The organism is Desulfovibrio cuneatus DSM 11391 (assembly GCF_000430005.1).
GTDB classification, from domain to species: Bacteria; Desulfobacterota; Desulfovibrionia; order Desulfovibrionales; family Desulfovibrionaceae; genus Frigididesulfovibrio; species Frigididesulfovibrio cuneatus.
On the sequence record NZ_AUCY01000029.1, the window covers coordinates 16,269 to 40,846 of the forward strand.

At 55.3% G+C, this 24,578-nt stretch carries 19 protein-coding genes and 1 pseudogene; 13 read left to right on the plus strand and 7 right to left on the minus strand.

Going from position 1 to position 24,578, the window contains the following annotated elements:
• Positions 1-314 precede the first annotated feature (314 nt).
• Complete coding sequence (locus tag G497_RS0108540) at positions 315-1,208, plus strand: tRNA (adenine-N1)-methyltransferase (protein ID WP_027187831.1); 894 nt, start codon at positions 315-317, stop codon at positions 1,206-1,208.
• Between the two features lie 239 nt (positions 1,209-1,447).
• Here G497_RS0108540 and G497_RS0108545 read toward each other — a convergent pair whose 3' ends face one another.
• Positions 1,448-1,744, minus strand: a complete 297-nt coding sequence (locus G497_RS0108545) for a hypothetical protein (RefSeq protein WP_027187832.1) — start codon at positions 1,742-1,744, stop codon at positions 1,448-1,450.
• Between the two features lie 249 nt (positions 1,745-1,993).
• Between G497_RS0108545 and G497_RS0108550 the strand changes: the two genes are divergently transcribed.
• Positions 1,994-2,674 (plus strand): hypothetical protein, encoded by a 681-nt coding sequence (locus G497_RS0108550; RefSeq protein ID WP_027187833.1) that lies wholly within the window; start codon positions 1,994-1,996, stop codon positions 2,672-2,674.
• A 30-nt stretch (positions 2,675-2,704) separates the two neighbouring features.
• On the opposite strand, the gene G497_RS0108555 is transcribed toward G497_RS0108550, so the two are convergent.
• The 6 genes and pseudogenes from G497_RS0108555 to G497_RS0108580 all read right to left on the minus strand — a co-directional run bounded on the left by G497_RS0108555 (position 2,705) and on the right by G497_RS0108580 (position 10,168).
• Positions 2,705-3,409, minus strand: coding sequence for a C39 family peptidase (locus G497_RS0108555; RefSeq protein WP_084516144.1), 705 nt, complete (start codon positions 3,407-3,409; stop codon positions 2,705-2,707).
• A gap of 3 nt (positions 3,410-3,412) precedes the next feature.
• Positions 3,413-4,633: a transporter gene (locus tag G497_RS0108560; RefSeq protein ID WP_169726989.1), complete on the minus strand. Its 1,221-nt coding sequence runs from the start codon at positions 4,631-4,633 to the stop codon at positions 3,413-3,415.
• 119 nt (positions 4,634-4,752) lie between these two features.
• Positions 4,753-5,127 (minus strand): hypothetical protein, encoded by a 375-nt coding sequence (locus G497_RS0108565; RefSeq protein WP_027187836.1) that lies wholly within the window; start codon positions 5,125-5,127, stop codon positions 4,753-4,755.
• A 135-nt stretch (positions 5,128-5,262) separates the two neighbouring features.
• Positions 5,263-5,433 (minus strand): annotated as a pseudogene (locus G497_RS20615) (IS1595 family transposase); the annotation flags it as partial.
• A 151-nt stretch (positions 5,434-5,584) separates the two neighbouring features.
• Positions 5,585-7,669, minus strand: a complete 2,085-nt coding sequence (locus tag G497_RS0108575) for a methyl-accepting chemotaxis protein (protein WP_027187837.1) — start codon at positions 7,667-7,669, stop codon at positions 5,585-5,587.
• A 234-nt stretch (positions 7,670-7,903) separates the two neighbouring features.
• Positions 7,904-10,168: a peptidase U32 family protein gene (locus G497_RS0108580; RefSeq protein ID WP_245576369.1), complete on the minus strand. Its 2,265-nt coding sequence runs from the start codon at positions 10,166-10,168 to the stop codon at positions 7,904-7,906.
• A gap of 238 nt (positions 10,169-10,406) precedes the next feature.
• Between G497_RS0108580 and G497_RS0108590 the strand changes: the two genes are divergently transcribed.
• The 11 genes from G497_RS0108590 (at position 10,407) to G497_RS0108655 (ending at position 24,311) form a co-directional block, all read left to right on the plus strand.
• Entirely contained in the window at positions 10,407-11,243 is an 837-nt protein-coding gene (locus tag G497_RS0108590; RefSeq protein ID WP_027187840.1) for an iron-sulfur cluster-binding protein, read from the plus strand.
• Positions 11,244-11,253: 10 nt separating this feature from the next.
• Positions 11,254-12,180 (plus strand): dihydroorotate dehydrogenase, encoded by a 927-nt coding sequence (locus G497_RS0108595; protein WP_027187841.1) that lies wholly within the window; start codon positions 11,254-11,256, stop codon positions 12,178-12,180.
• A gap of 101 nt (positions 12,181-12,281) precedes the next feature.
• Positions 12,282-14,978 (plus strand): carbamoyltransferase HypF, encoded by a 2,697-nt coding sequence (locus G497_RS17440; RefSeq protein ID WP_051257984.1) that lies wholly within the window; start codon positions 12,282-12,284, stop codon positions 14,976-14,978.
• Positions 14,979-15,141: 163 nt separating this feature from the next.
• Positions 15,142-16,575 carry a mannose-1-phosphate guanylyltransferase/mannose-6-phosphate isomerase gene (locus G497_RS0108610; RefSeq protein ID WP_027187842.1) on the plus strand — a complete coding sequence of 478 codons (1,434 nt, stop codon included), beginning with the start codon at positions 15,142-15,144 and terminating at the stop codon, positions 16,573-16,575.
• Positions 16,565-17,926: a phosphohexomutase domain-containing protein gene (locus G497_RS0108615; protein WP_027187843.1), complete on the plus strand. Its 1,362-nt coding sequence runs from the start codon at positions 16,565-16,567 to the stop codon at positions 17,924-17,926. The genes G497_RS0108610 and G497_RS0108615 overlap by 11 nt, the downstream gene beginning before the upstream one ends.
• 220 nt (positions 17,927-18,146) lie before the next feature.
• The gene (locus G497_RS20130) at positions 18,147-18,617 is read left to right on the plus strand and encodes a hypothetical protein (RefSeq protein WP_156908013.1); all 471 of its coding nucleotides are present in this window, start codon (positions 18,147-18,149) and stop codon (positions 18,615-18,617) included.
• Positions 18,618-18,768: 151 nt separating this feature from the next.
• Entirely contained in the window at positions 18,769-19,719 is a 951-nt protein-coding gene (locus G497_RS0108625; protein WP_027187845.1) for an NAD-dependent epimerase/dehydratase family protein, read from the plus strand.
• Positions 19,720-19,757: 38 nt separating this feature from the next.
• Entirely contained in the window at positions 19,758-20,654 is an 897-nt protein-coding gene (locus G497_RS19170) for a glycosyltransferase (protein ID WP_027187846.1), read from the plus strand.
• A gap of 169 nt (positions 20,655-20,823) precedes the next feature.
• The gene (gene mutY, locus G497_RS0108635; RefSeq protein WP_051257985.1) at positions 20,824-21,975 is read left to right on the plus strand and encodes an A/G-specific adenine glycosylase; all 1,152 of its coding nucleotides are present in this window, start codon (positions 20,824-20,826) and stop codon (positions 21,973-21,975) included.
• A 62-nt stretch (positions 21,976-22,037) separates the two neighbouring features.
• A complete protein-coding gene (locus G497_RS19175) occupies positions 22,038-22,859 on the plus strand; it encodes a L,D-transpeptidase family protein (protein WP_051257986.1) in 822 nt (273 codons plus the stop codon).
• 345 nt (positions 22,860-23,204) lie between these two features.
• Positions 23,205-24,311, plus strand: coding sequence for a pyridoxal-phosphate-dependent aminotransferase family protein (locus G497_RS0108655; RefSeq protein WP_027187850.1), 1,107 nt, complete (start codon positions 23,205-23,207; stop codon positions 24,309-24,311).
• Positions 24,312-24,578: the final 267 nt, after the last annotated feature.

The following is a 24,578-nucleotide window of genomic DNA, read 5'->3' on the forward strand; positions in this document are numbered from 1 at the left end:
TTCCCTGCGGAATTGTCACCCCCCTCGCAAAATACGCTTGCGCCTTGCCAAACGAAAAAACTCAGCCTTTCCTTGGCCCACCTTACCTTTCTTCGTTAACTATACGCTGCCACTGCCAACGGTGGCGCTACTAAGGATTGCCTTCCCAGGAAGGTTAGTTTTAACCATTAAGAAACGCTAAGTTTTTCGTTTGGCAAGGCGCGAGCTTTTTTGGAAGTGGGTGCTGGGCTCTTCGGCCCTGCCCCGCTTCAAAAAAAGCAAGCAACGCCGCCAAACGGAAAAATCAGCGTTTCCCCAGCAACAAGGATAGATACATGCCGAAATACGGCGAGCTTTTTATACTGGCAAGTGCCAAAGGCAAGCGGAGCCTCCGCCGCCTCATGGAAGGCCAAGACATTCACGGTTCCGACGGTGTGCTGCCAGCAGCCACTGTTGCAGCAGCCGATTTCGGCACAGAAGTAAAAACCCTGCAAGGGGTGCCTTACCGCATTAAAAAGCCTACGCTGTATGATTTGGTGCGGGGCGTGCGCCGCCAAACCCAAATTATTTACCCAAAGGACATTGGCTACATTTGCATGCGCCTTGGCATTGGCAACGGCACGCGGGTTATTGAAGCCGGTTCCGGCTCCGGCAGCCTTACCGTGGCCATGTCCTGGTTTTCCGGCGCGCGCGGCCACGTGTATACCTATGAAGCGCGGGAAGAATTTTACGAGCTGTGCAAGCGCAACCTGGAATGGGCAGGCGTGGGGCAAAACGTTACCCAGCACCTGCGCGACGTGAAAGACGGCTTTGACCAGACCGATGCCGACGCCCTGTTCCTTGATGTGCGCACCCCGTGGGAATACCTGGGGCACGTGGCCAAGGCTGTGCGCCCCGGCGGGGCTTTGGCCTTTCTGGTGCCCACAGTGGACCAGGTTTCCCAATTGCTGCGCGGCCTGGAAACTGGCCCCTTTGACGACGTGGAAGTGGAAGAAGTACTTGTGCGCGGCTGGAAGGCCGTGGCAGACCGCCTGCGCCCCAACGACCGCATGGTAGCCCACACGGGCTTTCTGGTATTTGCCCGCATTCAGGAACGCTCGCAGGAATTTGAAAAACTCAAACCCTTGGGCACACGGGAACGCAAACAGCAAAAAGCCCTGCAAGCCCGCCTGGAAGAACAAGGGCTGGGGGATGCTGACTTTGGCGCAGATGATTCCTCTGACGAATAGTTTCATTCCATAACGTTCTGACAACGCCATAAATAAACCGCCGGGGCATGCAGCAGTGTACATGCCCCGGCGGTTTTTTGTTGTAGCGACTGAAACTATTGCAAAATAGTCGCCTGTGTAAGAGAGGAAACACAAAGTTTCATGCGGTGTGCCGCCGCGAGCATTCTACTTTTGGGGAGTAGGAAGACGAAGGCTGCGGGCAGCTTTGCTGCCAGCCCATTTCCACGAAGCCCGAACGGTCAAAAAAAATGATGCTCATGATCAAGATGCCCACACTGAATACTCACGGTGTTGGCAGCCACGCACAGTTGTTCACCAAGGGCAGGTATACGGCTTTGGGGGAAGGGCTTTTCCGCCCCAAGCAGCACAAGCGCCCCCAGTACGTCATTTTGCCTGCCAAATAGAGGTGCCCCCAGGGTACGCTGGGCTTCAAAATTCATCAGGCTTTTGCCGGTAATCTCCCCATTTTTAGTAGCCTCAAAAGTAGAGTCTAAGCCGCTATTGTCTTTTTCCAGGCTTACGGGCATAAGCGGCAAAACTTGCCCCGTTTGCGATAAGCAGATGAAAAACCGCCGTGACGAAAAAAGCGATTTCTGCGGTTGGCTCGGATACGCTGATTGCAAGGAGACATTACTGCTGGCGTTACAAAAAATAACGTTTTCAGAAAATTCGACACTCTTTCTATTATAGGAAAGGGTGTCATTTACTATTGAAAGCTAGCCCGTTGGCATATTATTTGCTTTTGTATATAGCAAGGAAAAATTTTCACCCAAGGAGGTGCATCAATGAGTATCAATGCTATCGGTCAAACAAGAGGTATGGACACTTTTTTTAATGAAAAAGTCCGTAAAACCAGTCCACAACCTTCTCAGTCCTTTGGGGTGGCATGCACAGTCAATATCTCCAGTGAGGCAATAGAAAAATACTTTGCCATGAAAAACGCCAACCAGGCGGGAGAAAATGGTTCCACTACCTCTGGAGATGTCGCTGCCAAAATTTCTGATTGGTATGATGACTTTCGTAAAAATATGGGGATGGTAGATGAACCGGATTACTCGGCGTGGCCTCCGGAAAATCAAGCGAGACGTCAGCAGTTGTTAAAAGAGCGTGATGTGTTATGGCAGGCGGCCTCAAACACCTCTTTCACTGACGCGAATAGAAAACTAAATCGCAACACGTATGAGCTTATGACTCTTGATGCTATAGGGGGGCAGCAGGTTCTCTCAGACAGTGATATGGGCAAGGCACGTGATGCGCTTTATAGTGCTATGGATAGATGGGAACATGACTTACCCGGCACGACTGCATGGTTGGCTGGAGAGGGCTCTTTTAATAACGGGCAACCACCCGCATCAGGAGAATCACTCGTATCACTGGCCCAAAAGAATTTTGCTCCTAGCGAAGAAGAGGAAGTCCGTTTAAAGAGGGAACGATTATTGCCCGGGTTTCTTAAAGAGGGTCAGTAACTGCAAAGCCCTTCTCTTGCGAGAGGGGCTTTAATTAATTGTTTCAACAGGAAAAATAATCCTAAAAAATTTATCTGGTATATTCTGGAACTGTCTATGCTGGTTCCTCAACATTTCCACTTGTGGGTCTTTCCATTCAGGAGATAATTCTTGGTTCAGAGCAAGCAGATGGTCAGTAGGCAATCCAAAACCCGCCTTCCCAAGGACAAGGGCTAGCCCGCCTTTCCATTGAGAAATAAAATCATCATGCCTGATCCATATATTTCCACGCGAGGGGTCTGCCAGATAGACTCGCCCTTGTCCGATTCCCTTCACAATAACAAAATGGTTAATTTCTTTTCCTTCCAAAAGCACGATTACCGGCCCTTTTAATTTTTCAAGCATTTCCGGCGACAGTTCTACTCCCGCTGCAACATATCCCATGCTTTGCGCCTGTATTTTGAGGTCTTGCATTGAGAAGCCGCGAGCTAGCCTTGCCTTTAGTTCGTCAGGGGGGATTCTGTTGAACATATCATCTAAAATAAATGGTTCCGGTGCGGGGTCATGAAAATAATATTCTATTAAAGTGGATAATGCGCCAGCACCACAAGAGTAATCGTATATCTGGCGATTAACATTCTGCCATTTTATTTTTTGCCATGATGACACTTCTTTCTTATTTTTTTCTAATGGAGTACATCCATAATTATATAGTGTACAAATGGTTAGTAGCATCAATATAATATTCTTACTCATGATTTAAAACGATCTTGCTAAAGATAGCCCAAGAACAAAATCAGACGCATCATCATTTAATCCAAAGTTTACAAATGGGTTTATTATCAAATGACTTAACGTTCGATAGCTCAATCCAAGTCCGATGCTTACAGGGTCTAAAGAAGTTCCATACTGTTCTACACCGGCTTTTTTTAGCTCAAAAACATGTTCTCCTGATAATCTCGCGCTCAGGCTAGCTTGGTCATTAACCGCAAAGCCTACACCGCCGTAATAGCCGATTCTGTCCCCACGTTTATAGTCTGTGCCCTCATGTGTTGCTGAAAACTCATATTGATAGCTAGTTCCATAAAAAAAAGTAAGTGGGTCAGTTGTTGTGACAAAGTGTGCACCTGGGCGGATGGCCCAGTTCCCCCTACCCGATGCGATAGCGGCATCAAGTTGGTTACTCGTATAGGGAGCCTCGCCTGTTGGTGCAATGGCATCAAGAGAAAACGTTACCGAAGGGGTTTGTATTCCTTCCCCGATTGCGAGAAAACGAACTCCAGCGGAAAGGTCGCCTATGCCGCCTCCGTCCTTTTTGCTTTGATATATCCCCTCTGTTCTATCAAAAGTTGCGTACTGGAAAGGCACGTTTAACCATGCTTCAAGGCGTTCTGTTATACCAACCGTTGTTGCGATGTCGGCAGTAAATCTATTTCGTGTTTCGTTTGCAACAACACCAAACATTGTTGAAATCACGGGGTTGTCGTAGCGGCTTCTATCGTATGAAAGTGTCAGAGCAAGTTCAACTTCGCCCGGCTTTCTGATTACAGTTGAACCTCTCAAATATTCTTTAGGAGGTGACTCAGAGTCTTCTCCGACAGTTTTATTTGTTGTCTTTGCGGCCACATTTTTGGGTGAATTTAACTGTGCAATAATTTTATTTTCATTCATCGTAGATGAAATGGATGATATAGTATCTTTTCTAGAACTTATTATACCAAATTTTTCAGAATTAATAACCGCCTCTTGACCATTATAAAGCAGCATCCCAATAACAGTCTCACCACTATCAAGGATGAGTTTCACATGTGATGATGTTTCAATTGATTTAATATCGCTTGTATTTATTGTCCTTTTTTCTCCATGCGCGTATATTTCTACAGCATACTGTGAATATCGAAAAAAAATGCCATTCAATTTTTCGCCATTTACTAAAGATACTGTATCCGCAACGGCAGTTGATGATATAAAAAAAGACATGCAACTAATCGCTAGTATAGAGCAAATTTTCATATGTACATCTTCCCGACATTTTATCAATATAAAAGGAGGAAAGCTGCCTATATGGCAGCTTTCCTTGTTGACAAGTCTATAACACGTTAGCGGCGAGTAGCCCAGGCCGAGACAGGGCTGTTACTCTGATTCCAAATAACCATAGGATAGCCGTGAACCCTACTATCGCTGACATACCATGTTCCAAAATAGTTGGTATAGAGAGAACGCGGCCCGCTGGATAATCTCCAATTGCTAAATGTTTTGCTGCGAGCGTCAGTCCTAAAATTGGCACCATAGCTAAATATCACGGAATACTCCGTGATATTTGCCCCTTGGGCTGCATCCAAGGTGGCATCATCAGCCATAGCTACCGCCTGGCTTTGCCCAAGGTCGGCCAAGATAGCGGGTTCTTCCGCACACGCGGCTCCGGCAAATGCAAGTGCGCCCAAGCAGCAAAAAGTCATTAAGAATTTCTTCATGAAAAACCTCATTTGTTAGAACAATTAAAGGTCAACACGTATACGCAAATTACAAATATATTACTTTATGAATATAGTCAATTTATTATCACATATGAATTTTTTATTAATAGTTTTTTATATTAAATAACATAATCACACATCGCCCTCAGCCCACTTCAGTAACCTGTAGGGCATAGGTGGAGTCCTTATGGCAACATAGGCCAAGCGGGTAAACAGATCCGGCAAGTGGAATCTTCGATTGAAGCGATACGCAAATGAGGACAGGCAGCGCGGCGCGTGTTTGGTGCTGATGGCCCTGTACGTGGTGGCACTTGTACTAATTCTTGCTGCCATGAAGCTTTCACCCCTGCAGAAAACTGCATAGGGAGTTCTCCCTGAGGCGCAAAAAAGTGGCCGCTACAGGAACACTGTAACGGCCACTTCTACAAAACGGCAGGCATAAATGCCCGCAGGCTTATTTACGCAGGCTGGTAATAATAGACTCCAGGTGCTTTGCCAGCCCCAGCAGGGCTGCCACTGCCTCGCGGGAGCGCAAGGCTGCGCTGCTCACGCTATCTGCCGCCTGCCGCACTGCACCAGTGCTGTTGTTCACCTCTTCTGCCGTGGCAGACTGCTCTTCTGTGGCTGCGGCAATGGTGCGCACCTGGTCGGCAGTTTTGTCCACCATGCCTTCAATGCGGTCAAGGGCTGCCCCGGCCTGGCCTGCCAGTTCGGCCGAATGGGTGACAATGCCGGAAGAATTCTGCATGGCCCGCAGGCTTTCATCCGTGCCCCGCTGAATGCTGGTAATGGCGCTGCCCACCTGCTGGGTGGCCTGCATGGTTTTTTCCGCCAGTTTGCGCACTTCATCGGCTACCACGGCAAACCCGCGCCCGGCTTCCCCGGCACGGGCCGCTTCAATGGCGGCGTTCAGGGCCAGCAGGTTGGTCTGGTCGGCAATGTCGTTAATTACGCCCATAATTTCGCCAATGTCTTTGGCCTGTGTGCCCAGCGCTTCCAGGCTTTTGCCCATAACAATACTTTCTTTTTCAACCTGGGCAATGCTGGCTACCATGTCGTGCACCAATTTTTTCCCATCAACACTCTGTGCACGGGCAGCGTCGGCAAGGCCGGAAGTGCTGCTGATGTTATCAGCCATTTCCGTAAGCACCACAGTCATTTGGGAAATGGCTGTGGCAATTTCCCCTACCCGGTGCTGCTGGGTTGCCACGCTATCAGCGGTGGCGGTTACCTCGCTGGAAAGTTGCCCTGCTGCCCCGGTAATTTGCTGCACCACAGCGCTAAGCTGCTCCGCCGTTTCCAAAATACCGTCACGCCGGGCCTGTTCCCCTGCAATTTTGGCTTCTTCCGCTGCGGCAGCGGAATGCCGGGCCTGTTCCAGGGCATCTTCTGCTTCACGCACTTTGCCCTTGCCTTCTGCAATAAGGGCGGCCAGCGTGGTGACCATGCCCTGCAAACTGCGGTGCAGCAGCCCAAGTTCCGCCGTAAAGCCCTTACCTTCTGCCGGAATGGCATCCAGGTTACCTTCTGCCACAGACTGAGCAGCCGAAGCCAACACTTCCAACGGGCCCACAATGCTTTTGGAAAGCACATAGGCAACCCCGGCCATAACCGCCAAAATACCAAGGCCCACAATGAAAATACTCATGGTCAGGGCCATGGCGTCGGCAAAAATTTCGTCCTTGTCCTGTAGCAAAATAAGAGTCCAGTTATCACTGGTGGTGTGTACCCCGGCAAGCCACGTTGTGTTACTCAGCACGGTTTCTGAAACACCCTGCCTTTGCGCACGCAAGGCACCAAGCACCTTGCCGGCCTCGGCGGGCAAGTCGGTAAGGGCCTTGCCCAGCCAGGTTTTATCTTCAGCCACCAGCACCTGCCCGGTGTGGTCAAGCAGCAGAATACTCCCTGTTTTGCCAATGCGAATGCGCCCCAGTTCCTTGGTTAGGCTTTCCAAGCTAATATCAATGCCAAGCACGCCCTGCACACCGCTATTGCCCGTTACAGGAACTGCAACGGTTGAAACAACTGTGCCTGTATCAGAAATGTAGGCTTCCGTCACCACGGCCTTGCCTGCGCGCTGCGCTTCAGCAAACCAGGGGCGGCTTGCAGGGTCGTAGCCTGCACTTAAGGGGTCGTCCGGGGCTTGCACAAAGCCACCCTGGCTGTCCCCCAGGTACACAAGCAAGTACCATGGGTTGTTGGCCTGCCAAGAGGAAAACAACTGAAACAGCTCACGTTCCTTAGGGGGAAGCTGCAACCCCACCGGAGTAACGTCTACGCCCAGGTTTTTATATACCGTCATATTGCCCAGGTTTTCACGCACCTGGGGCATAGATGCCATAAAGCGAATATCGCTCATGGTTCTGGCGAAAAAACTGTCTACAAATGCACTTACCCTGTCCAGTTGGGCCTGGCTTGTTACAGCAAAATTTTCTGTTAGTGCAGTTTGCAACTTTTGCGATACCGTAAGCGTTACCCCGGCCAGGGTAACCACCACAGCCGTAAGAATGGCAAGCATCATTTTGATACGAATACTCATAGAACCACCTGTATCTTAAAATTCATTCTGTTATTACTATTAGCAATGCATTTTATTGTTTAACCCACATTGCCATAAGTTGCTCATTGTGTCTTATCGTCTTTATAATAAAAAGATTAAGAGAAAAAGACAACATACTACGCCAAATAAACACAGTTCTTATCCCATCAAACATACAATTTTACTGCATGGCAACATATTATGCCAAATAACAACGCTAAAAACAGCATTCCATTACAACACATCCAGTTCCCAGTTAAACGGGCTGGTGCGTTCCACTTCCCCAACGGCTTTGGGGGGGTGTTCCTGCATGGAAACAAAGGTGCTGTACCCGGCCCTGGTCAGGGCTGCGGCATGGGGAGAAAGGTCCAGGGGCCATGCGGGGTAAATCCAGGTGTTCTGCCCGTATTTGCGCATCCAGAAGCTTTCGCGCTTGGGGCTTTGAAAGCCTTCGCGCTCGTCCAAAGGCATGGGGGCGTGGCGTGAAATACCCATGGGCCAAAAACCGTCCAGCACAATGCCAAGGGGCAGGGGGCTTTGCCCCGGCAGGGAAAGGGCATCTTCACGCCCCAGTTCCGGGCTGATAATAACGTCGGCAAAGCCCATGCCTGCCAGGGTATGCACCGCTGCGGCATTGGTAATGTTGCAAAATGGTCCTGCCGTAAGGCGGGGGAAACGCGGGCCGGGTTCGCCAAAAAAGCCTGCCTGCCACGGGGCGTTGCACACAAACGAGCGTGCGCCCTTGCGCTGGGCGTCGTGCAGCAGGCGTACCATTGCGGCTTCTTCATCCGGCCATATTACGGGGGGCAGCCACCAGGAAATACGGTCGAACAAGGTGCGGGAAACCTGCTCCACCGCACGGGGGGTTATCCACAACCCCTGCATGGCACCTGGGCGCAAAAATGCCTTGCCTTCCTTGCCCTGGGGCAAAGAACTACGCAGCATAATATGCGTTTTGCCGCCAGCAGGCTTGCCTTTGCTGGCAAACACGGGGGGGTACAGGTTGTTTATTTCATCCCCGGCCGGGGCGTTCATCTTGCTGGCTTCCAGCTTGGTTTGCCATGTTTTCAGCGCTGTCATCAAGGCAGGCTCTTTACGGTCTAGCAAAAATACTGGGGTGCCGGGTTTGGGAAACCTGCCCCGCTCAAACCGCACCACGTGGGGGGTGCCCGCCGGGGCCGCCTTTTTCATGGAAACCATGGTGTGCCACGGTTCATCTTCATACCCCACCCGCAGGTAATCGCCCACGTGCAGGGCAAACTTGGGCCTGAAGGCCCACTGGTTTTCGGCATTTTGGTCCATTTGTCCGCACAAAAGGCCGGAAGACGTTTGCATGCGCTTGCCCTGCAGCACGGCCAGGGGGGAAGCTTCCCGCAGTGCGCCTTTGCCTGCCCCTTCTGCCGGAATGGAGAACAGCGCCCGCGTACCAGGGCGGCCCAAGGCAAAACGCAGCAGCTCTTCCGCTTCCTTGCGTGCCTCAACCTCGCCCCCTGCGTCGCGCAGAAGCTGGTAGGCCTTCACCACGTGGTACACATAGTGCGGCCCCTTGCGGCGGCCTTCAATTTTCCAGGAACGCACGTTGGTCAGGGGCAGCAAGCCGCGCACCATGCTATCCAGGGAAAGGTCCAGGCAGGAGAAAAAGCGCCCTTCCTTGCCTTTTTGGGTGTACACCCGGCGGCATGGCTGCACGCAGCGCCCGCGCAAGCCACTTTTGCCCCCCATGTAACTGGACCACCAGCACCTGCCGGAAACGCAATAGCACAGCGCCCCGTGCACAAACAGCTCAAGGCTAAGGCCGGGGGGGCAGGCTTCATGCATTTGGGCCACTTCTGCCAAGGAAAGTTCACGCGGCAAAATTACCCGCGCCGCCCCGGCAGCCTGGGCTGCCAGCAGGCCTTTCTGGTGGGTAACGTTGGCCAGGGTGGAAAGGTGCAGTTCCCCGGTAAAGCCAGCTTCGCGGGCCAGGGGAAAAAAGCCGGGGTCTTGCACAATAAGGGCATGGGGCTGTATTTCCAGCACCAGGCGGCGAATAAGGCGCAGGGCCTTGGCAAGTTCCCCTGGCTTCATGAACGTGTTCATGGCCACATACACCTTGCGGTTTTCTTTTTGGGCAAGGTGCACAAGGCGGGAAACGTCGGAAGAGGAGAAGTTTTCCGCCAGCATGCGGGCAGAAAACAGCTTCAGCCCAAGGAACACAGCGTCTGCCCCTGCGGCAAAGGCTGCCAGGGCGGAAGGCATGTCCCCTGCCGGGGCCAAAATTTCTGGCGGGGTACTGGGGCCGGGGGAAGTTACAAGCTGCGGGGTAGTGACAAGCGCGGGGCTGGGCAAAAGTTGCGGGGCAGACAAAACCTGAATGTCTTGCCTTTCCCCTTGGGGCATTGATGGTTTCCCCCGCCTTGGGGAATGTTCTTGCCGGGGAGATTTTCCCCCGCGCACAGTTTTGCCGGGCCGGGAAGAGGCAGAAGCCTTTTTCTTTTTATGTGATGATGCTGGAGGCATGAAGGACTCTTGGTGGTTTAAGGATGGGATACAGAAATTGCGTGTTGCAGTGGCTTGTGCAAAAACAGACTACGCGGTAGAAGGGGGGTGCGAACACCACCCTGTGTGCGCCTTTTCACAAAAAAACACTGACTACAGAGCGTTTGGAAATATTGTGTTTTCGTTTAGTAAAGACGAAATAAATCAGCGTTTCCATGTAAATACAACCGTCCTGCTTCAGGACTAATGGATACACACCATGTCATACCCAATACTGTCCAAAGAAACGGTGCTTGACCTTGTGCCCTTTGGCAACTCCGGTCAGGAAGCCGAGTTCCTGGCCTTGCGGCTTTCCCCCCCTGCATGGAAGGAAATAGCCCCAGGCCAATTTGTTATGTTGCGCCTTAGCGGCAACCACGGCAACCACATTTGGGGCCGTCCCTTTTCCATTTGCCGGGTAACGCCGCGTGATCTGGTTATATTTTTCCAGGCACGGGGCCGCGTTACCAAAGAAATGGCAAAATTGCGTCCGGGCGACGTTATAGACGTGTGGGGCCCGCTTGGCAACTCGTTGCGGGTGGAAAAAGACACCCCCACCCTGCTGCTGGCAGGGGGCATTGGCATTGCTCCCTTTGTAGAATATGCCCACACCCACCCTGCCCCATGGAACCTTTCCATGGAATTTGGGCACCGCCTGCCGCTGGACTGTTACCCCTTTGACAGCCTGAATGAAAAAATTGATGCGGCTCCCCACCGGGAAAATACGGTGGAAGACAGAGACCGCTTTATTGCCCTGATGGAAAAACGTATGCAGGAACATGCCAAGGCCAAAGGCCTTGTGCTGGCATGTGGGCCTACACCCTTCCTACGCACCGTACAAACATTCGCCCTAAAACACAAGGTAAGAACACAGCTAGCGCTGGAAACCCGCATGGGTTGCGGCGTTGGTGCCTGCCTTGGGTGCGTGGTACAAGTGGCGTTAAAGGCATCGCTTATTCCCCCGGCGGATAGCCCGGTGTGCAAGGGTGAAGAATACCACAACCTGCAAACATGCACCTGTGGCCCCAATTTTTGGGCGCACCAGGTAAAGCTGTAAGGAGCCAGAAATGGGCAAACAACGTATTACCCTTTCCGGCAACGGCCGCACCCTGGTGTTGAACAACCCGGTGCTTACTGCCTCTGGCACGTTTGGCTATGGCCTGGAATATACCCCCTTTGGCAACCTTGCCAGCCTTGGCGGCATTGTGGCCAAAGGCCTTTCCCTGCTGCCACGCCAGGGCAACCCCATGCCCCGCATTGCGGAAACACCTTCCGGTATGCTGAACGCCGTGGGCCTGCAAAACTGTGGCTTTGACGAGTTTGTTAAACGCAAACTCCCCAAATTACCCCACAAAGACGTGCCGGTTATTGTGAACCTGTACGCCACTTCCCCGGCGGAATTTGCAGAACTGGCAGGGAAACTGGCCGCCACGGAAGGCATTGCCGCCCTGGAAGTGAACATTTCCTGCCCCAATGTCAAGGAAGGCGGCTCAAGCTTTGGGCAAAGCGCCACCATGGCTGCCAAAGTGACAGAAGCGGTTGTGAATGCTTCCGGCACCCTGCCTGTGCTGGTAAAGCTTTCCCCCAATGTCACTTCCATTACGGAAATTGCCAAAGCCTGTGAAGGGGCCGGGGCCACTGCCCTTTCCTGCATCAATACCGTTACGGGCATGGGGGTTGACCTGCAAAGCAAACGCCCCTTGCTTGCCAACGTCATTGGGGGGCTTTCCGGCCCGGCCATTAAGCCCATTGCCTTGCGCTGCGTGTGGGAAGTAACCCGCGCCGTGTCCATTCCGGTTATTGGCATTGGTGGCATTAGCACCCCGGAAGATGTGCTGGAATTCATTCTTGTGGGGGCCAGCGCCGTGCAGGTGGGCACCGCCAACATTGCCCTGCCAGATGCTGCCTTCCGCATTGCCGAAGCCTTGCCCCACACCATGCACAAGTATGGAATTAGTAGTTTGGATGAATTACGGGGGGGGTTAAAGATTTAGAGGGAAGAGCTGAGAGGGTGCGGGTAGCTTTGCTGCCCGCACATCTCCACGAAGCCCGAGCGGAGAAGGTCACACGCCCAAAACAAAATACAAGAGAAGTCATGGCAGCTTACCCTCCCACTTCCCCCCCTGCCCCCACGGCCCGGTGGCGCTTCACGGTGCAAGGGCAAGTGCAGGGCGTGGGCTTCCGTCCCTTCGTCTTCGTGCAGGCAGCAGAGCTTGGCCTTTCCGGCCTGGTGGGCAACACCCCCCAAGGCGTGAACATTGAAGTGCAAGGCCCCCCCACCAGCCTGGAACGCTTCCGCCACGCCCTGCACCACAGCCTCCCCCCGCTTGCCCGTATCACGCAGTGCCTTCAGGAACAACTCCCTGTTGTGCCGCACGAAGCGGGCTTTTGTATTGCCCAAAGCCAGGACGCCAGCACCCACAATGTGCTTATCAGCCCGGATACCGGCATGTGCGAAGCCTGCGGCAACGACATTTCCCAGCCGCACAACAGGCGCTTTGGCTATGCCTTTACCAACTGCACCAACTGCGGCCCCCGCTATTCCATTACCCGCCACATGCCCTACGACAGGCACACCACCAGCATGGCCTGCTTTCCCATGTGCCCGGCCTGCCAGCAAGAATACGGAAATCCGCTAAACCGCCGCTTTCACGCCCAGCCCAACGCCTGCCCGGTGTGCGGCCCAAAAGTGTGGTATGTGGGCACACCCCACAACGCACCGCAGCAACACGCTGGCATTCAACCAAACACTCACCCAAACACTCACCCAGGCACCCACCCGGAAAACGCTGCCCTGCAAGGGGCGCAGGCCATGGAACAGGCCGCCGCCCTGCTGGCTGGGGGGGGCATCCTCGCCCTGAAAGGCCTTGGTGGCTTCCACCTTGCCTGCCATGCCTTTTGTGCCCCTGCCGTAGGCCGCCTCCGCCAGCGCAAAAACCGCCCACACAAGCCCTTTGCCGTTATGGTGCCCCACCTGCACGCTGCCCAGACCCTTGCCCATGTCAGTGCAGAAGAAGAAGCCCTGCTGTGTTCCATTGAGCGCCCCATTGTGCTGTGCCGCCTGCGCCCTGCATTGCGCCCGCTGCTTGCTGGCATTTCGCCAGACACCCCCCACATTGGCATTATGCTGCCGTATACGCCCTTGCATTTTGTGTTGTTTCAGGCTGTGCAGCAACGGCTTGAGCAATCAAACACATCACTCGCTTTACCCCATAACGTGCCCCTTGCTCTGGTTATGACCTCCGGCAACCCTCAAGGCCAGCCCATTTGCCTTGGCAACCGGGAAGCATTGCAGCGCCTTGCTCCATTGGCAGAAGGTTTTTTACTGCACAACCGCGACATTCTCATTCGGGTGGACGATTCGGTGGTGCGCCATGTGCCGGGGTGCGGCCCCCTGTTTTACCGCCGGGCCAGGGGCTTTGTTCCCCAGCCAACGGCCTTGCCCCTGCCCCAAGCCGAAGGGCAAGAGAGCGTTCAGCCACTTGCACTACCCTGCATTGTGGCTGCCGGGGCAGACCTGAAAAATACCCTGTGCCTTACCAAAGGCCCCATTGCTTTTGTCAGCCAGCACATAGGCGACATGGACAGCCTGGAAAACGCCCTGTTCCATGGGGAAATTCACACCCACCTTACCAGCCTGCTGGGGGTTACCCCCACCCTTGCCGTGGCAGACGCCCACCCCGGCTATGCCAGTTCTGCCCACATGGAAGGTTGGAGCGCAGAGCACGGCGTGCCCCTGCTGCGGGTGCAGCACCACACGGCCCATGCCTTTGCCGTGCTGGCAGAAAACGGACACAGTGCCCCGGCCTTGGCCCTTACCCTTGATGGCACAGGCTATAGTGACGACGGCACCCTGTGGGGCGGGGAAATGCTGCTGTGCCACCCTGCCAATGGTGTTTGTACCCGGCTGGCAAGCCTTACCCCCTTGGCCCTGCCCGGCGGGGAAGCCGCCATACGCGAACCCTGGCGCATTGCCCATGCCCTGCTCCTGGACCTAGGCTGCCTTGCCTGCCCGGAAGCCACCCACACCACCGGGGGCTATCCCTTGCCCTGGTGCCTGCCTGTAGCTGAAGGTCTTGGCCCTAGGACTTTCCCCGCCGCTACGCCTGCGGCCCTGCGCCTGCTGGGGGCCATGCTGCAAAAGAATATCCAATGCCCCACCAGTTCCAGCCTGGGCAGATGGTTTGATGCCGTGGCAGCCTTGCTCGGCCTGTGCCTGCACGTTACCTATGAAGGGCAGGCGGCCATTCGGCTGGAAGAAGCGCAATGGCCGGAAGAGGAAGTACAGTTAAAGACTATACCCGTGGAGTCCGCAAAGAGAGGGTCAAGGGGCGTCACGCCCTTTGCAGGAACTGGGGGACAGCGTCCCCCAATAAATGAAAACACCATTCATAGCTCGCCGTTCCCCCATACCGTGGCCCCCCTGCTGCTTCCCCCGGCCCATGCCCACGATGTTCCCCGCTTCAATACCCGCGCCCTGTTCCATTCCTGTGTGCAGGCCCTGGAGCAGGGAAGCACGCCAGCCCAGGTGGCAGCACTGTTCCATAGCCAACTGGCCCATGGCCTTGCTAGTGTGGCTGGTACTCTGGCAAAGCAGCACAGTGTGCAGCATGTGGGGCTTGCGGGGGGATGTTTGCAAAACGCCACCTTGCTTCGCCTGCTATGCAGCCAGCTTCGCACCCAGGGGCTTACCCCGCTCTACCACACCCAGCTTCCCCCCAACGACGGCAGCATTGCCCTTGGGCAGGCGTTTTATGCCCTGTGCAGGCGTGGGCAGGCTCACAGCGCATAGGCCCCATGCGGCTGCAAGCCATGGCTGTGCCCAGCAAAGCCCCTAGCCGCTGCCAACTTGGAACCCGCCACCACGTGCCCCCCCCCGCACAAATTGCTTTTCCCCCTGAAATGGCATATCATAATACACTATTTCCTATTGCTATACTCACGTGAGGACAACCATGCTCCAACCCGTTATTCTGTGCGGCGGCGACGGCACCCGCTTGTGGCCCGCTTCCCGCAAAGACTTGCCCAAGCAGTTCATGCCCTTGCGCGGTTCCACCCTGTTCAAGCAGGCTGTTACCCGTGCCGCGGCCATGCCCGGTGCCCTTTCCCCCCTGGTGGTGTGCAACCACAACCACCGCTTTCTTGCTGCCAGCCAGTTGCAGGAAGCACTGGCAGAACTGCCAGCGGAAAGTGCCCACCCCGCCAACGGCTTGAAGGGAAACCTGCTGCTGGAGCCCGTGGGCAAAAACACGGCCCCGGCTATTGCCCTGGCCGCATTGCAACTGCTAAATTCCGGCAGTGTCATGCTGGTGCTGCCCGCAGACCACAACATTTCCCAGCCTGAAAGCCTGGCCCAAGCCATTAGCGCTGCCATGCCTGCTGCGCGGGAAGGGGCTCTTATTACCTTCGGGGTAGTGCCCACAGCACCGGAAACCGGGTACGGCTACATTCAGCAAGGCCCAGCCCTGGGGGAAAACCTGTTCAAGGTGGCCCAATTTGTGGAAAAGCCGCAAGAAGACCGCGCCCGCCAGTTTCTGGCCCAGGGCGGGTATTTATGGAACAGCGGCATGTTCTTGTTCACCCCGGAACGCTACCTGCAGGAACTGGAACGCTTTGCCCCTGCCATTTATGAAGCATGCACCAAAGCCTTTGCCGCCCGCAGCACAGACATGGACTTTTTGCGGGTAGATGCCGAGGAATTCGCTGCCTGCCCTGCCGATTCCATTGACTACGCCGTGTTTGAACACACCAGCCACGCCTGCGTGGTGCCCCTGCACACCCAGTGGAGCGACCTTGGCTCCTGGGGAAGCCTGTATGAAACCGCCCCCCACGATGAGAACGAAAATGCCACAGAAGGGGACGTGCTGCTGCACGACTGCAAGGAAAGCTTTGTGTTTTCCCAGTCCCGCCTGGTGGCAGGCATTGGCCTTTCCGGCCTGGTGGTGGTGGAAACACCGGACGCCGTTATGGTGGCCCAGCGCGGGCGCGACCAGGAAGTAAAAGCCATGGTGCAGCTTTTGAAAAAGCACAAACGCCCGGAAGCGGAAAACCACGCCCGCGTGTACCGTCCCTGGGGCAGTTATGAATCGCTCATCATGGGCGACCGTTTTCAGGTAAAGCGTATTGTTGTGTTGCCAGGGCAGCACCTTTCCCTGCAAAAGCACTACCACAGGGCAGAACACTGGGTTGTTGTGCGCGGCACCGCCACGGTTACCGTAAACACCCAGGAACTGTTGCTGAAAGAAGACGAATCTACCTACATTCCCATTGGGGCAGTACATCGGCTTTCCAACCAGGGCAAGTTGCCCCTGGAAATTATTGAAATTCAAACCGGCAGCTATTTGGGTGAAGACGACATTGTTCGCCTGGAGGATATTTATGGACGCTAAAGGACTTGCCTGCTTCAAGGCATACGACATTCGCGGCAGGGTGCCCCAAGACCTGAACCTTGAACTGGTGCGCCACATTGGCCTTGCCTATGCTGCGGAATTTGCCCCCAAAACCGTATGCGTTGGCTACGACATTCGCCTTTCCAGCCCAGACTTTGCCAAGGTGCTTATTGCTGCCCTGCAAGACGGCGGGGTGGACGTGGTAGACCTTGGGCAGTGCGGCACGGAAGAAGTATATTTTGCCACCTTCAGCCAGGGTTTTGATGGCGGCATTATGGTAACCGCCAGCCACAACCCCAAAGACTGGAACGGCCTGAAGCTGGTGGGCAAAGGGGCCACCCCCATTCACTCCGGCAATGGCCTGCAAAAGCTGGAGCAACGCATACTTACCAGTAACTTGCCGATAGCTGAACGCAGGGGCGCCAGCCGTCATGAAAGTTACCGGGAAGCCTACATTGCTCATTTGCTGGAATACCTTGGGCCACAAGGGGTCAAAAACCTTGCCCCCCTCACCATTGTAGCCAACCCTGGCAACGGCTGTGCCGGGCCAGTGGTGGCAGAGCTGGCCAAGCACCTGCCCTGCACCATTGTGCCCATTTATGCAGAGCCAGACGGCACCTTCCCCCACGGCGTGCCCAACCCCCTGCTGCCGGAAAACCGTGAACTTACCCGCAAGGCCGTGCTGGAAAACAAGGCCAGCCTGGGCATTGCCTGGGACGGCGACTTTGACCGCTGTTTCTTTTTTGACGAGCACGGCGAATTTGTGGAAGGCTATTATGTGGTGGGCCTGCTGGCAGAAGCGCTGCTTGCCACCCACCCCGGTGCCAGCATTCTGCACGACCCGCGCCTTACCTGGAACACCCGTGAGGTGGTTACTGCCGCTGGCGGAACACCCATTGAAACCCGCACGGGCCACGCCTTCATGAAAGACCGCATGCGCCAGGAAAATGCCCTGTACGGCGGGGAAATGAGCGCCCACCATTACTTCAAGAACTTTGCCTTTTGCGACAGCGGCATGATTGTATGGCTGCTGGTGTACCAGCTTATGAGCCGCACAGGCCTGCCCCTTTCCCAACTGGTGGGCAAACGCATGGCCCGCTACCCCGTGAGCGGCGAAATTAACCGCAAGGTGGAAAACGCCGAAGCCGCCATCCAAAAGGTGCGCGCCGCGTTTGAAAAAGACGCCATTGCCACCACCTTTGTGGACGGCGTTTCCATGGAGTTCCCCGACTGGCGCTGCAACATACGTATGTCTAACACAGAACCGCTGCTGCGACTCAACGTGGAAACACGCGCCAACCCCGCCCTGCTGGAAGAAAAAACCAAAGCCATTTTGGCGCTTATTGAATAAGAAAGAAGGGAAGACTTGCGGGGAAGGGGGAAAACCCCTTTCCTCAAAATTTTAGCCCTATAGTGCATTAGATAGTGGGCTTGTAAAATAATACCTGTTACGTTAATTTGTTCCTTCAAGCTGCGCTTCTTTGAAGGGTTATTGCATCGTGCCAAGACCCAAGCCTTTGAATGGGCTGACCTCATTGCCTCTACATCTAACACGTCGCCCCGAGGAACCTATGGAATGCATTAATCACCCTGGCACACCCGCAGCGGGAAGTTGCCAACACTGTGGTAAAGCTCTCTGCTCTTCTTGCGTAAACAGGTTTGTACCCCCTCATTGTGAACCGTGCTTGCTCGCGCATAATGCCTCTGTAGCGCAAAGATTATATATTGATCTTGCTGTTACTGTGTTTATCTTTCTTGGTGTGGCGGCTCTTGTGGCTTACCATGCTGAGGTGAACAAAAGTGGCGGTATTGTGCTCGGGTTAATGTTAGCCGGGGCCTATTGGGGCTGGCAATTCCTGAACCGCATTCCTACACCTATCATCCTGACTTCAGGTGCTGGCTTCATAATATACGCGGGAATAAAGCTGATGCTTGCCATTCTGGCAGGCTTTATTATTGGCCCATGGGAAATATTTAAACGGATAAAAGAAATTAACGCCATCAAAACACTTAAAAAAGAAATTGAGACGGGAAAAGCCTAACCGAAAGTAGACATTTCTCCATGTCCGGTGGCCCATCGAGCCGCCGTACATGTTTTAGGGGAAGCCCATTTACCTTGAATGGTTTGTTCACTCATTTTTTGATATGGCAACCTGCTCACTTTTTTCAAACAAGGTTAGATAAGGAAACCGCATGAATTACCTTGTTACAGGCGGCCTGGGGTACGTGGGCTCCTGGGCTGTGCGCCACCTGGCCCAAGCCGGGCACACGGTCTTCGCCATGTCGCGCAAGGCAGGCAAGCCCGACCTTGGCGTGCCGTATACACTGGTGCAGGCAGACCTTGCCGGGCAAAGCCCGGAAGAAATCGCCGCGGTGCTGCCACAAGGGCTGCATGGCATTGTACATGCCGCCAGCCTGAATGAGGCATTCCTGCCGGGCTACCCGCGTGAAGCCCTGCTGGCCAATGCCCTTGGCACGCGCAATGTATTAGAGGCACTGGTACTTGCCCACAAAGCCCAAGGGGCAGCGCCCCTGCCCGTGGTGGTGTATTGCAGCACGTTCCATGTGTACGGCAAAAGTGAAGGGGAAATTACCGAATTCACCCCGCCAGACCCCAAAAACGACTATGCCCTCACCCACCTGTTTGCAGAGCAGTACTGCCGCATGTTCGGGCATACCGCCGGAATGCCATGCATTACCGTGCGCCTGACCAACGGCTATGGCGCACCTGTTTCCCCTGGTTTCGACAAATGGCACCTGATTATTAATGACCTGTGCAAACAGGCCGTGGAACAAGGCAGCCTTACCCTCAACGCCAACCCAGCCATTGAGCGCGACTTTTTATGGCTGGGGGACATTGCCCGGTGCTTTGAGCTGCTCCTGCCCCGGCGCGATTTGGCAGGCCAAACGTTTGTTGCTGCCGCGCAGCGCACCGTTTCCCTCGGCGAAGTGGCCGAACTGATTGCCAGCACAGCCCAGCAAATGCTGGGCACGCCTGTGCCCATTCACTACAAAACAGCCCCAAGCCCCTGCCCACGCCTTCAGGTGCGGGCAACGGCCCTGCACAAGGCCACAGGCTTTACCCCCACAGGCAGCATGGAACAAGCAATTCGGGCCATTCTTGCCCTGTGCAACGGCAAATAATAACGCCGCATTTTCTACTTTCACCCAAGGCTTTTGTTATGAACTCCTCTCCCTCGTTAACCGTGCTGCTCACTGTGTACAATGGCATGCCCTATTTGCAGGAAGCCGTGCACAGCATTTTGGGCCAAACCATGCACGACTTTACCTTTCTGGTGCTGGACAATGGCTCCACTGACGGCAGCGGCCAATGGCTGGAAACCGTTACCGACCCACGCCTGCACCTTGTACGCCTGCCCGCCACCATAAGCCGCACTGAGGTGCTGAATATGGCCCTGAGCATGGTCACCACCGAACTGGTAGCCATTATTGATGCCGACGACATTGCCGCACCCCGCCGCCTGGAATTGCAGCGCGACTTCATGCAGCAAAACCCCGGTGTAGACCTTGTGGGCAGCGATATTGTGACCATTAACGCCCAAGGGGAACGCACAGGCAGCCAGCAGTTCCCCCCGGAACATGAAGCCCTGTGCAACCGCCTGCCCCTTTACAACCAGTTTGCCCACGCGGCCTGCATGTTCCGCACGGCAAAGGCCAAGGCCGTTGGCGGCTACCCCACCACCAGTCCCTATGCCCAAGACCTGGCCCTGTGGCTTGCCATGATTCAGGCAGGCAGCCGGGTTGCCAGCCTGCCCCAGCCTTTGGCTTCCATTCGGGTGCACCCGGCCCAAGCCACCAAAGACCCGGCCCAAAAAAAAGCACGGGCAGAAGATACCCTGCGCCTTGCCAAGGCCACCCTGGCCCTGCCCGGCCTTTCCCGTGCCGCCCGCCAAGCTGGCCTTGTGCGACTGGCCTTTGCCCACTTTGCCCTGCACCAGAATGCGCAAGGCCGCAGCATTTTGTGGCAGGCTGTGCGCCTGGCCCCCGTGCGGCTGTTCACCAACCCCATCCTATGGGAACGGATTATGCTTGAACGCCAAAGACATACTAAGAAATAGCCACCTATGAATACATTTACTAAATGGAGTTTTGGAAACGCTCAGTTATTTCGTTTGGCAAGGCACGAGCTTTTTTTGAAACAGGAGTGGACTCTTCCGTCCTCGACTGTTTCAAAAAAAGTGAAGTAACGCCGCCAAACGGAATAAATCAGCGTTTCTTGTGCCGCATATGTTACTACCCGCCTACCCCCACATTCCCACGCCAGAAGAGTGCCTGCCCTTTGCCACGGCCCTGCTGGAATGGTACAACGCGCACCAGCGCCCCCTGCCCTGGCGGGAAGCGCCGGACGCCTACCGGGTATGGATTTCAGAAATCATGCTCCAGCAAACCCAAATGGAGCGGGGCGTTGCCTATTTTGCGCAATGGATGCAGCGCTTCCCCACCCTGGCAAGCCTTGCCAGCGCCCCTTTGGACGACGTACTGAAAGCATGGGAAGGCCTTGGCTACTATTCCCGCGCCAAAAACCTGCACGCCGCCGCCCGCCACGTACAACATAACCTTGGGGGGGTGTTGCCAAGCACACCAGAAGGCATGGTTGCCTTGCCAGGGGTTGGGCGCTACACCGCCGGGGCGGTGTGTTCCATTGCCCACAACCTGCCCGTGCCTGCGGTGGACGCCAACGTAGAGCGGGTGTTTGCCCGCCTGTTTGATGTAGACGCCCCAGCCAAAAGTAAAGAAGCCCAAGCCTTTTTCTGGCAAACCGCCCAGAACGCCATTCCACAAGGGCAAGCCCGGCACTTTAACCAGGCCCTTATGGAACTTGGGGCACTGGTATGCGGCAAACGCGCTAAATGCAGCGCTTGCCCCCTGGAAAGGTTTTGCCAAGCCAGCTACCTGGACCTTACGTTTGAACGCCCCATTACCGGGGCTAAAATGGTGTATGTGCCCCTGCAAATTGTGACCGGGGTGCTGGTGCACCGGGGCCGGGTGTTTGTGCAAAAACGCCTGGACCACGGCGCATGGGCTGGGCTGTGGGAATTTCCCGGTGGCAGCCTGGAAGAAGGGGAAACCCCGGAACAGGGCGTGCTACGCGAATTTAGCGAAGAAACTGACTACACCCCGCAAATACTGCACCCCCTGGGCACGGTGCGCCATGCTTACACCCGCTACCGCATTACCCTGCACGCCTTTGTATGCACCCTGCCCGGCAACCCACAGGGCTTCCTTGCCACGGCCCTGCACGCCGCCACAGAATGCCGCTGGGCCACCCTGGAAGAAATGGATGCCCTGGCCTTTCCTGCCGGGCACAGAAAACTGCTGGACACAAAGAAGACACATATCATACAAGCACTGCATAACGCTGGTACAGAAGCACTGTGAAATTACGGAATAACTCAGCGTTTCCATAAAAAGCATAACGCAATAACCGAGAACAATTCCCTATGGCCCGCTACCCGCGCACCCGTTTTCCCGCCCGCCGCCGCAGCACCAAATTGGTGGCTGCCTTTTGCCTGTTGGCTGGTGCCATGTGGTTTGCGCTGTGGTTGTGGGATAAACAACCCCCTACCCCACAACCTGCCCTAAACACACAGGCAACCACCACGCCAGCAGCAACCACACAGGCCAGAAATACGCCGGAAAGCCTGCCTGTGCCCCCTGCGGCACCTGTGGCACCCGTGCCAACCAGGGCACCGGGCCTGCCCCCGCAAAGCACACCCCCCGCAGCCGTGGCCCAGCCCCCCAAAAAATTGCCCGCGAACCTGCCTAAAGACGTGGCCCAACGGCTGCAACCGCTCACAGAAGCAGAGGCCTACCCCAACGGCCCCCTGGCCCCCAAAGCCACCTTTGACAGGCTGGTGTTGAAAAAAAAGGAACACCGCCTGTATGCCTATTACCGCGAAAAAGTGCTGCGGGTATACCCGGTGGCCCTGAGCCAAAACCCGCAAGGCCAGCGCAAAGTCCCTGGGGATAAAAAAACGCCTGAAGGCATTTATGCCATTCGGCGTAAAGAGGATGCCAGCCCCTACCACAAAACCCTGGAACTTTCTTTTCCCAACGCCCAAGACCTGCTCAATGCCCAGGTAGAAGGCCGCCCCATTGCCGGGCCTGTGGGCATACACGGCCTGACCAAAGACACCGCCTTTCTCGGCCTTGCCCACCGCGCTTCCGACTGGACAGACGGCGGCATTGCCCTGAGTAATGAAGAGATTGACGAACTGTTTGAGCGCACCCCCCTGGGCGTTCCCGTGCACCTCGAAAAGTGATTGCTGGTCTTTTTTTGTTCTGCCTGCGTCAGGTTCGTTCTGTACGACGCTCATGTATGTCCATATACACATCGCCCCGCACAGAACTTCCCTTCCTTGGCAGAAGCAAAAAAATCCTCAGCAATCCTGTGCATAAGTCCTTTTTTGTTCTGCCTGTGTCAGGTTTTATAGGCAAACACACCTAGCCAATGCAACGAAACGCGGAAAGCGCTGAGTTTTTTCGTTTGGCAAGGCGCAAGCTTGTTTTGCGGGGGGGTGGGCTCTTTGGCCCTGCCCCCTCGCAAAACGAGTGCAGCAACGCCGCCAAACGGAAAACTCAGCGCTTTCCCAAATAAGGAAAACCCAATGCCACTCTGCCCCAATCCTTACGCCCTTGTCCCCATGGTTCCCGGCCCCACCAGCCTGCACCCCGCAGCCCTGGCAGCCCTTGCCAAAGACTATGGTTCCGGCTTTCTGGAAGAATCCTACCTGCCCCTGTACAACGAAACGTGCCAGGGCATTGCCCGCCTGCTGGGCACCAGCAACCAGGTGTGCCTTATGACAGGCGAACCCATGGTAGCCCTGTGGGGAGCGCTGAAAAGTGCTATCCGCCCCGGTGAAACAGTGCTGTGCATTGGCACTGGCCCCTTTGGGTACTGGATGGAAGGCATGGTGCAAAGCGTTGGCGGCATCCCCCAAATGGTGGCCTTTCCGGAGCAAAGCACCATCAACCTGCCCGGCTATATGGAGCAGATTGAACAGGCCATACTCAAGCACAAGCCCAAAATGATTTCCGTGGTGCATTGTGAAACGCCCTGCGGCACCCTGAACCCCCTGGAAGAACTGGGCGCGCTGAAAAAGCGCCTGGGTGTGCCCCTGTTGTATGTGGATGCGGTTTCCAGCGTAGGGGGCACCCCTGTGCACATGGACGCCTGGAACATTGATTTTCTGCTCACTGGCGGGCAAAAATGCCTTTCCGCCCCAGCCAGTGTCACTGCCGTGGGCGTTAGCCCTGCGGCCTGGGAAATTGCCCGCACCGTGGGCTACCAGGGGTACGACGCCCTGCGCCCGTTTGAAAACGTAGGCACCACCGGGGCCTTCCCATACACGCCAGACTGGAGCGGCACCGCCGCCACCCATGCAGCGGTAAATGCCCTGCTGGCGGAAGGGCCGGAAAACGTATTCGCCCGCCATGCACGGGTGGCAGCCCGCTGCCGCGCAGGGCTTGAAGAGCTTGGCATCAGCCTGTTCCCGCAGGCCGGGGCTATCGCTTCCCCCACTGTCACCGCCGCATTCCTGCCCAAAGGGAAAACATGGCCTGCCTGGCAGAAAGAACTGCGGGCCAAAGGCCTTGTTATTACAGACACCGTGGGCGCGTACCAAAGCAAAGTGTTCCGCCTTGGGCACATGGGCACACAGGCAGATGATGCGCTGATGGAACAGGCGCTGGGCATTATTGCCAGCACCTTGTAATGCTCCCAAAGTGCACACACAACACGCTGTAATTACGGGGTAACCTATTGTTTCAGGCCTTCACGGTGCAGGCAAACACATGCACCGTGAAGGGAACCTGCTTCTGCCCCATTCTGGCGTGGCAAGCACCAAGGGAAGCACTGATTACATAGCATTTTGGAAACGCGCAGTTATTTCGTTTGGCAAGGCGCGAGCTTTTTTTGAAGCAGGAGTGACAATTCCGCAGGAAAGCGGAATTGGGAACCGCCCGCAGGGCGGGAGCCGAAG

Bases quoted from the DNA above. Each gene is read 5' to 3' on its own strand.
- G497_RS0108615 (WP_027187843.1), top strand. From the start codon at position 16,565: ATGGACGCTAAAGGACTTGCCTGCTTCAAGGCATACGACATTCGCGGC.
- G497_RS0108610 (WP_027187842.1), top strand. From the start codon at position 15,142: ATGCTCCAACCCGTTATTCTGTGCGGCGGCGACGGCACCCGCTTGTGG.
- G497_RS0108575 (WP_027187837.1), bottom strand. From the start codon at position 7,669: ATGAGTATTCGTATCAAAATGATGCTTGCCATTCTTACGGCTGTGGTG.
- G497_RS17440 (WP_051257984.1), top strand. From the start codon at position 12,282: ATGGCAGCTTACCCTCCCACTTCCCCCCCTGCCCCCACGGCCCGGTGG.
- G497_RS0108565 (WP_027187836.1), bottom strand. From the start codon at position 5,127: ATGAAGAAATTCTTAATGACTTTTTGCTGCTTGGGCGCACTTGCATTT.
- G497_RS0108595 (WP_027187841.1), top strand. From the start codon at position 11,254: ATGGGCAAACAACGTATTACCCTTTCCGGCAACGGCCGCACCCTGGTG.
- G497_RS0108580 (WP_245576369.1), bottom strand. From the start codon at position 10,168: ATGCCTCCAGCATCATCACATAAAAAGAAAAAGGCTTCTGCCTCTTCC.
- G497_RS20130 (WP_156908013.1), top strand. From the start codon at position 18,147: ATGGAATGCATTAATCACCCTGGCACACCCGCAGCGGGAAGTTGCCAA.
- G497_RS0108655 (WP_027187850.1), top strand. From the start codon at position 23,205: ATGCCACTCTGCCCCAATCCTTACGCCCTTGTCCCCATGGTTCCCGGC.
- G497_RS0108555 (WP_084516144.1), bottom strand. From the start codon at position 3,409: ATGAGTAAGAATATTATATTGATGCTACTAACCATTTGTACACTATAT.
- G497_RS19175 (WP_051257986.1), top strand. From the start codon at position 22,038: ATGGCCCGCTACCCGCGCACCCGTTTTCCCGCCCGCCGCCGCAGCACC.
- G497_RS19170 (WP_027187846.1), top strand. From the start codon at position 19,758: ATGAACTCCTCTCCCTCGTTAACCGTGCTGCTCACTGTGTACAATGGC.
- mutY (WP_051257985.1), top strand. From the start codon at position 20,824: ATGTTACTACCCGCCTACCCCCACATTCCCACGCCAGAAGAGTGCCTG.
- G497_RS0108560 (WP_169726989.1), bottom strand. From the start codon at position 4,633: ATGTCTTTTTTTATATCATCAACTGCCGTTGCGGATACAGTATCTTTA.
- G497_RS0108590 (WP_027187840.1), top strand. From the start codon at position 10,407: ATGTCATACCCAATACTGTCCAAAGAAACGGTGCTTGACCTTGTGCCC.
- G497_RS0108550 (WP_027187833.1), top strand. From the start codon at position 1,994: ATGAGTATCAATGCTATCGGTCAAACAAGAGGTATGGACACTTTTTTT.
- G497_RS0108540 (WP_027187831.1), top strand. From the start codon at position 315: ATGCCGAAATACGGCGAGCTTTTTATACTGGCAAGTGCCAAAGGCAAG.
- G497_RS0108625 (WP_027187845.1), top strand. From the start codon at position 18,769: ATGAATTACCTTGTTACAGGCGGCCTGGGGTACGTGGGCTCCTGGGCT.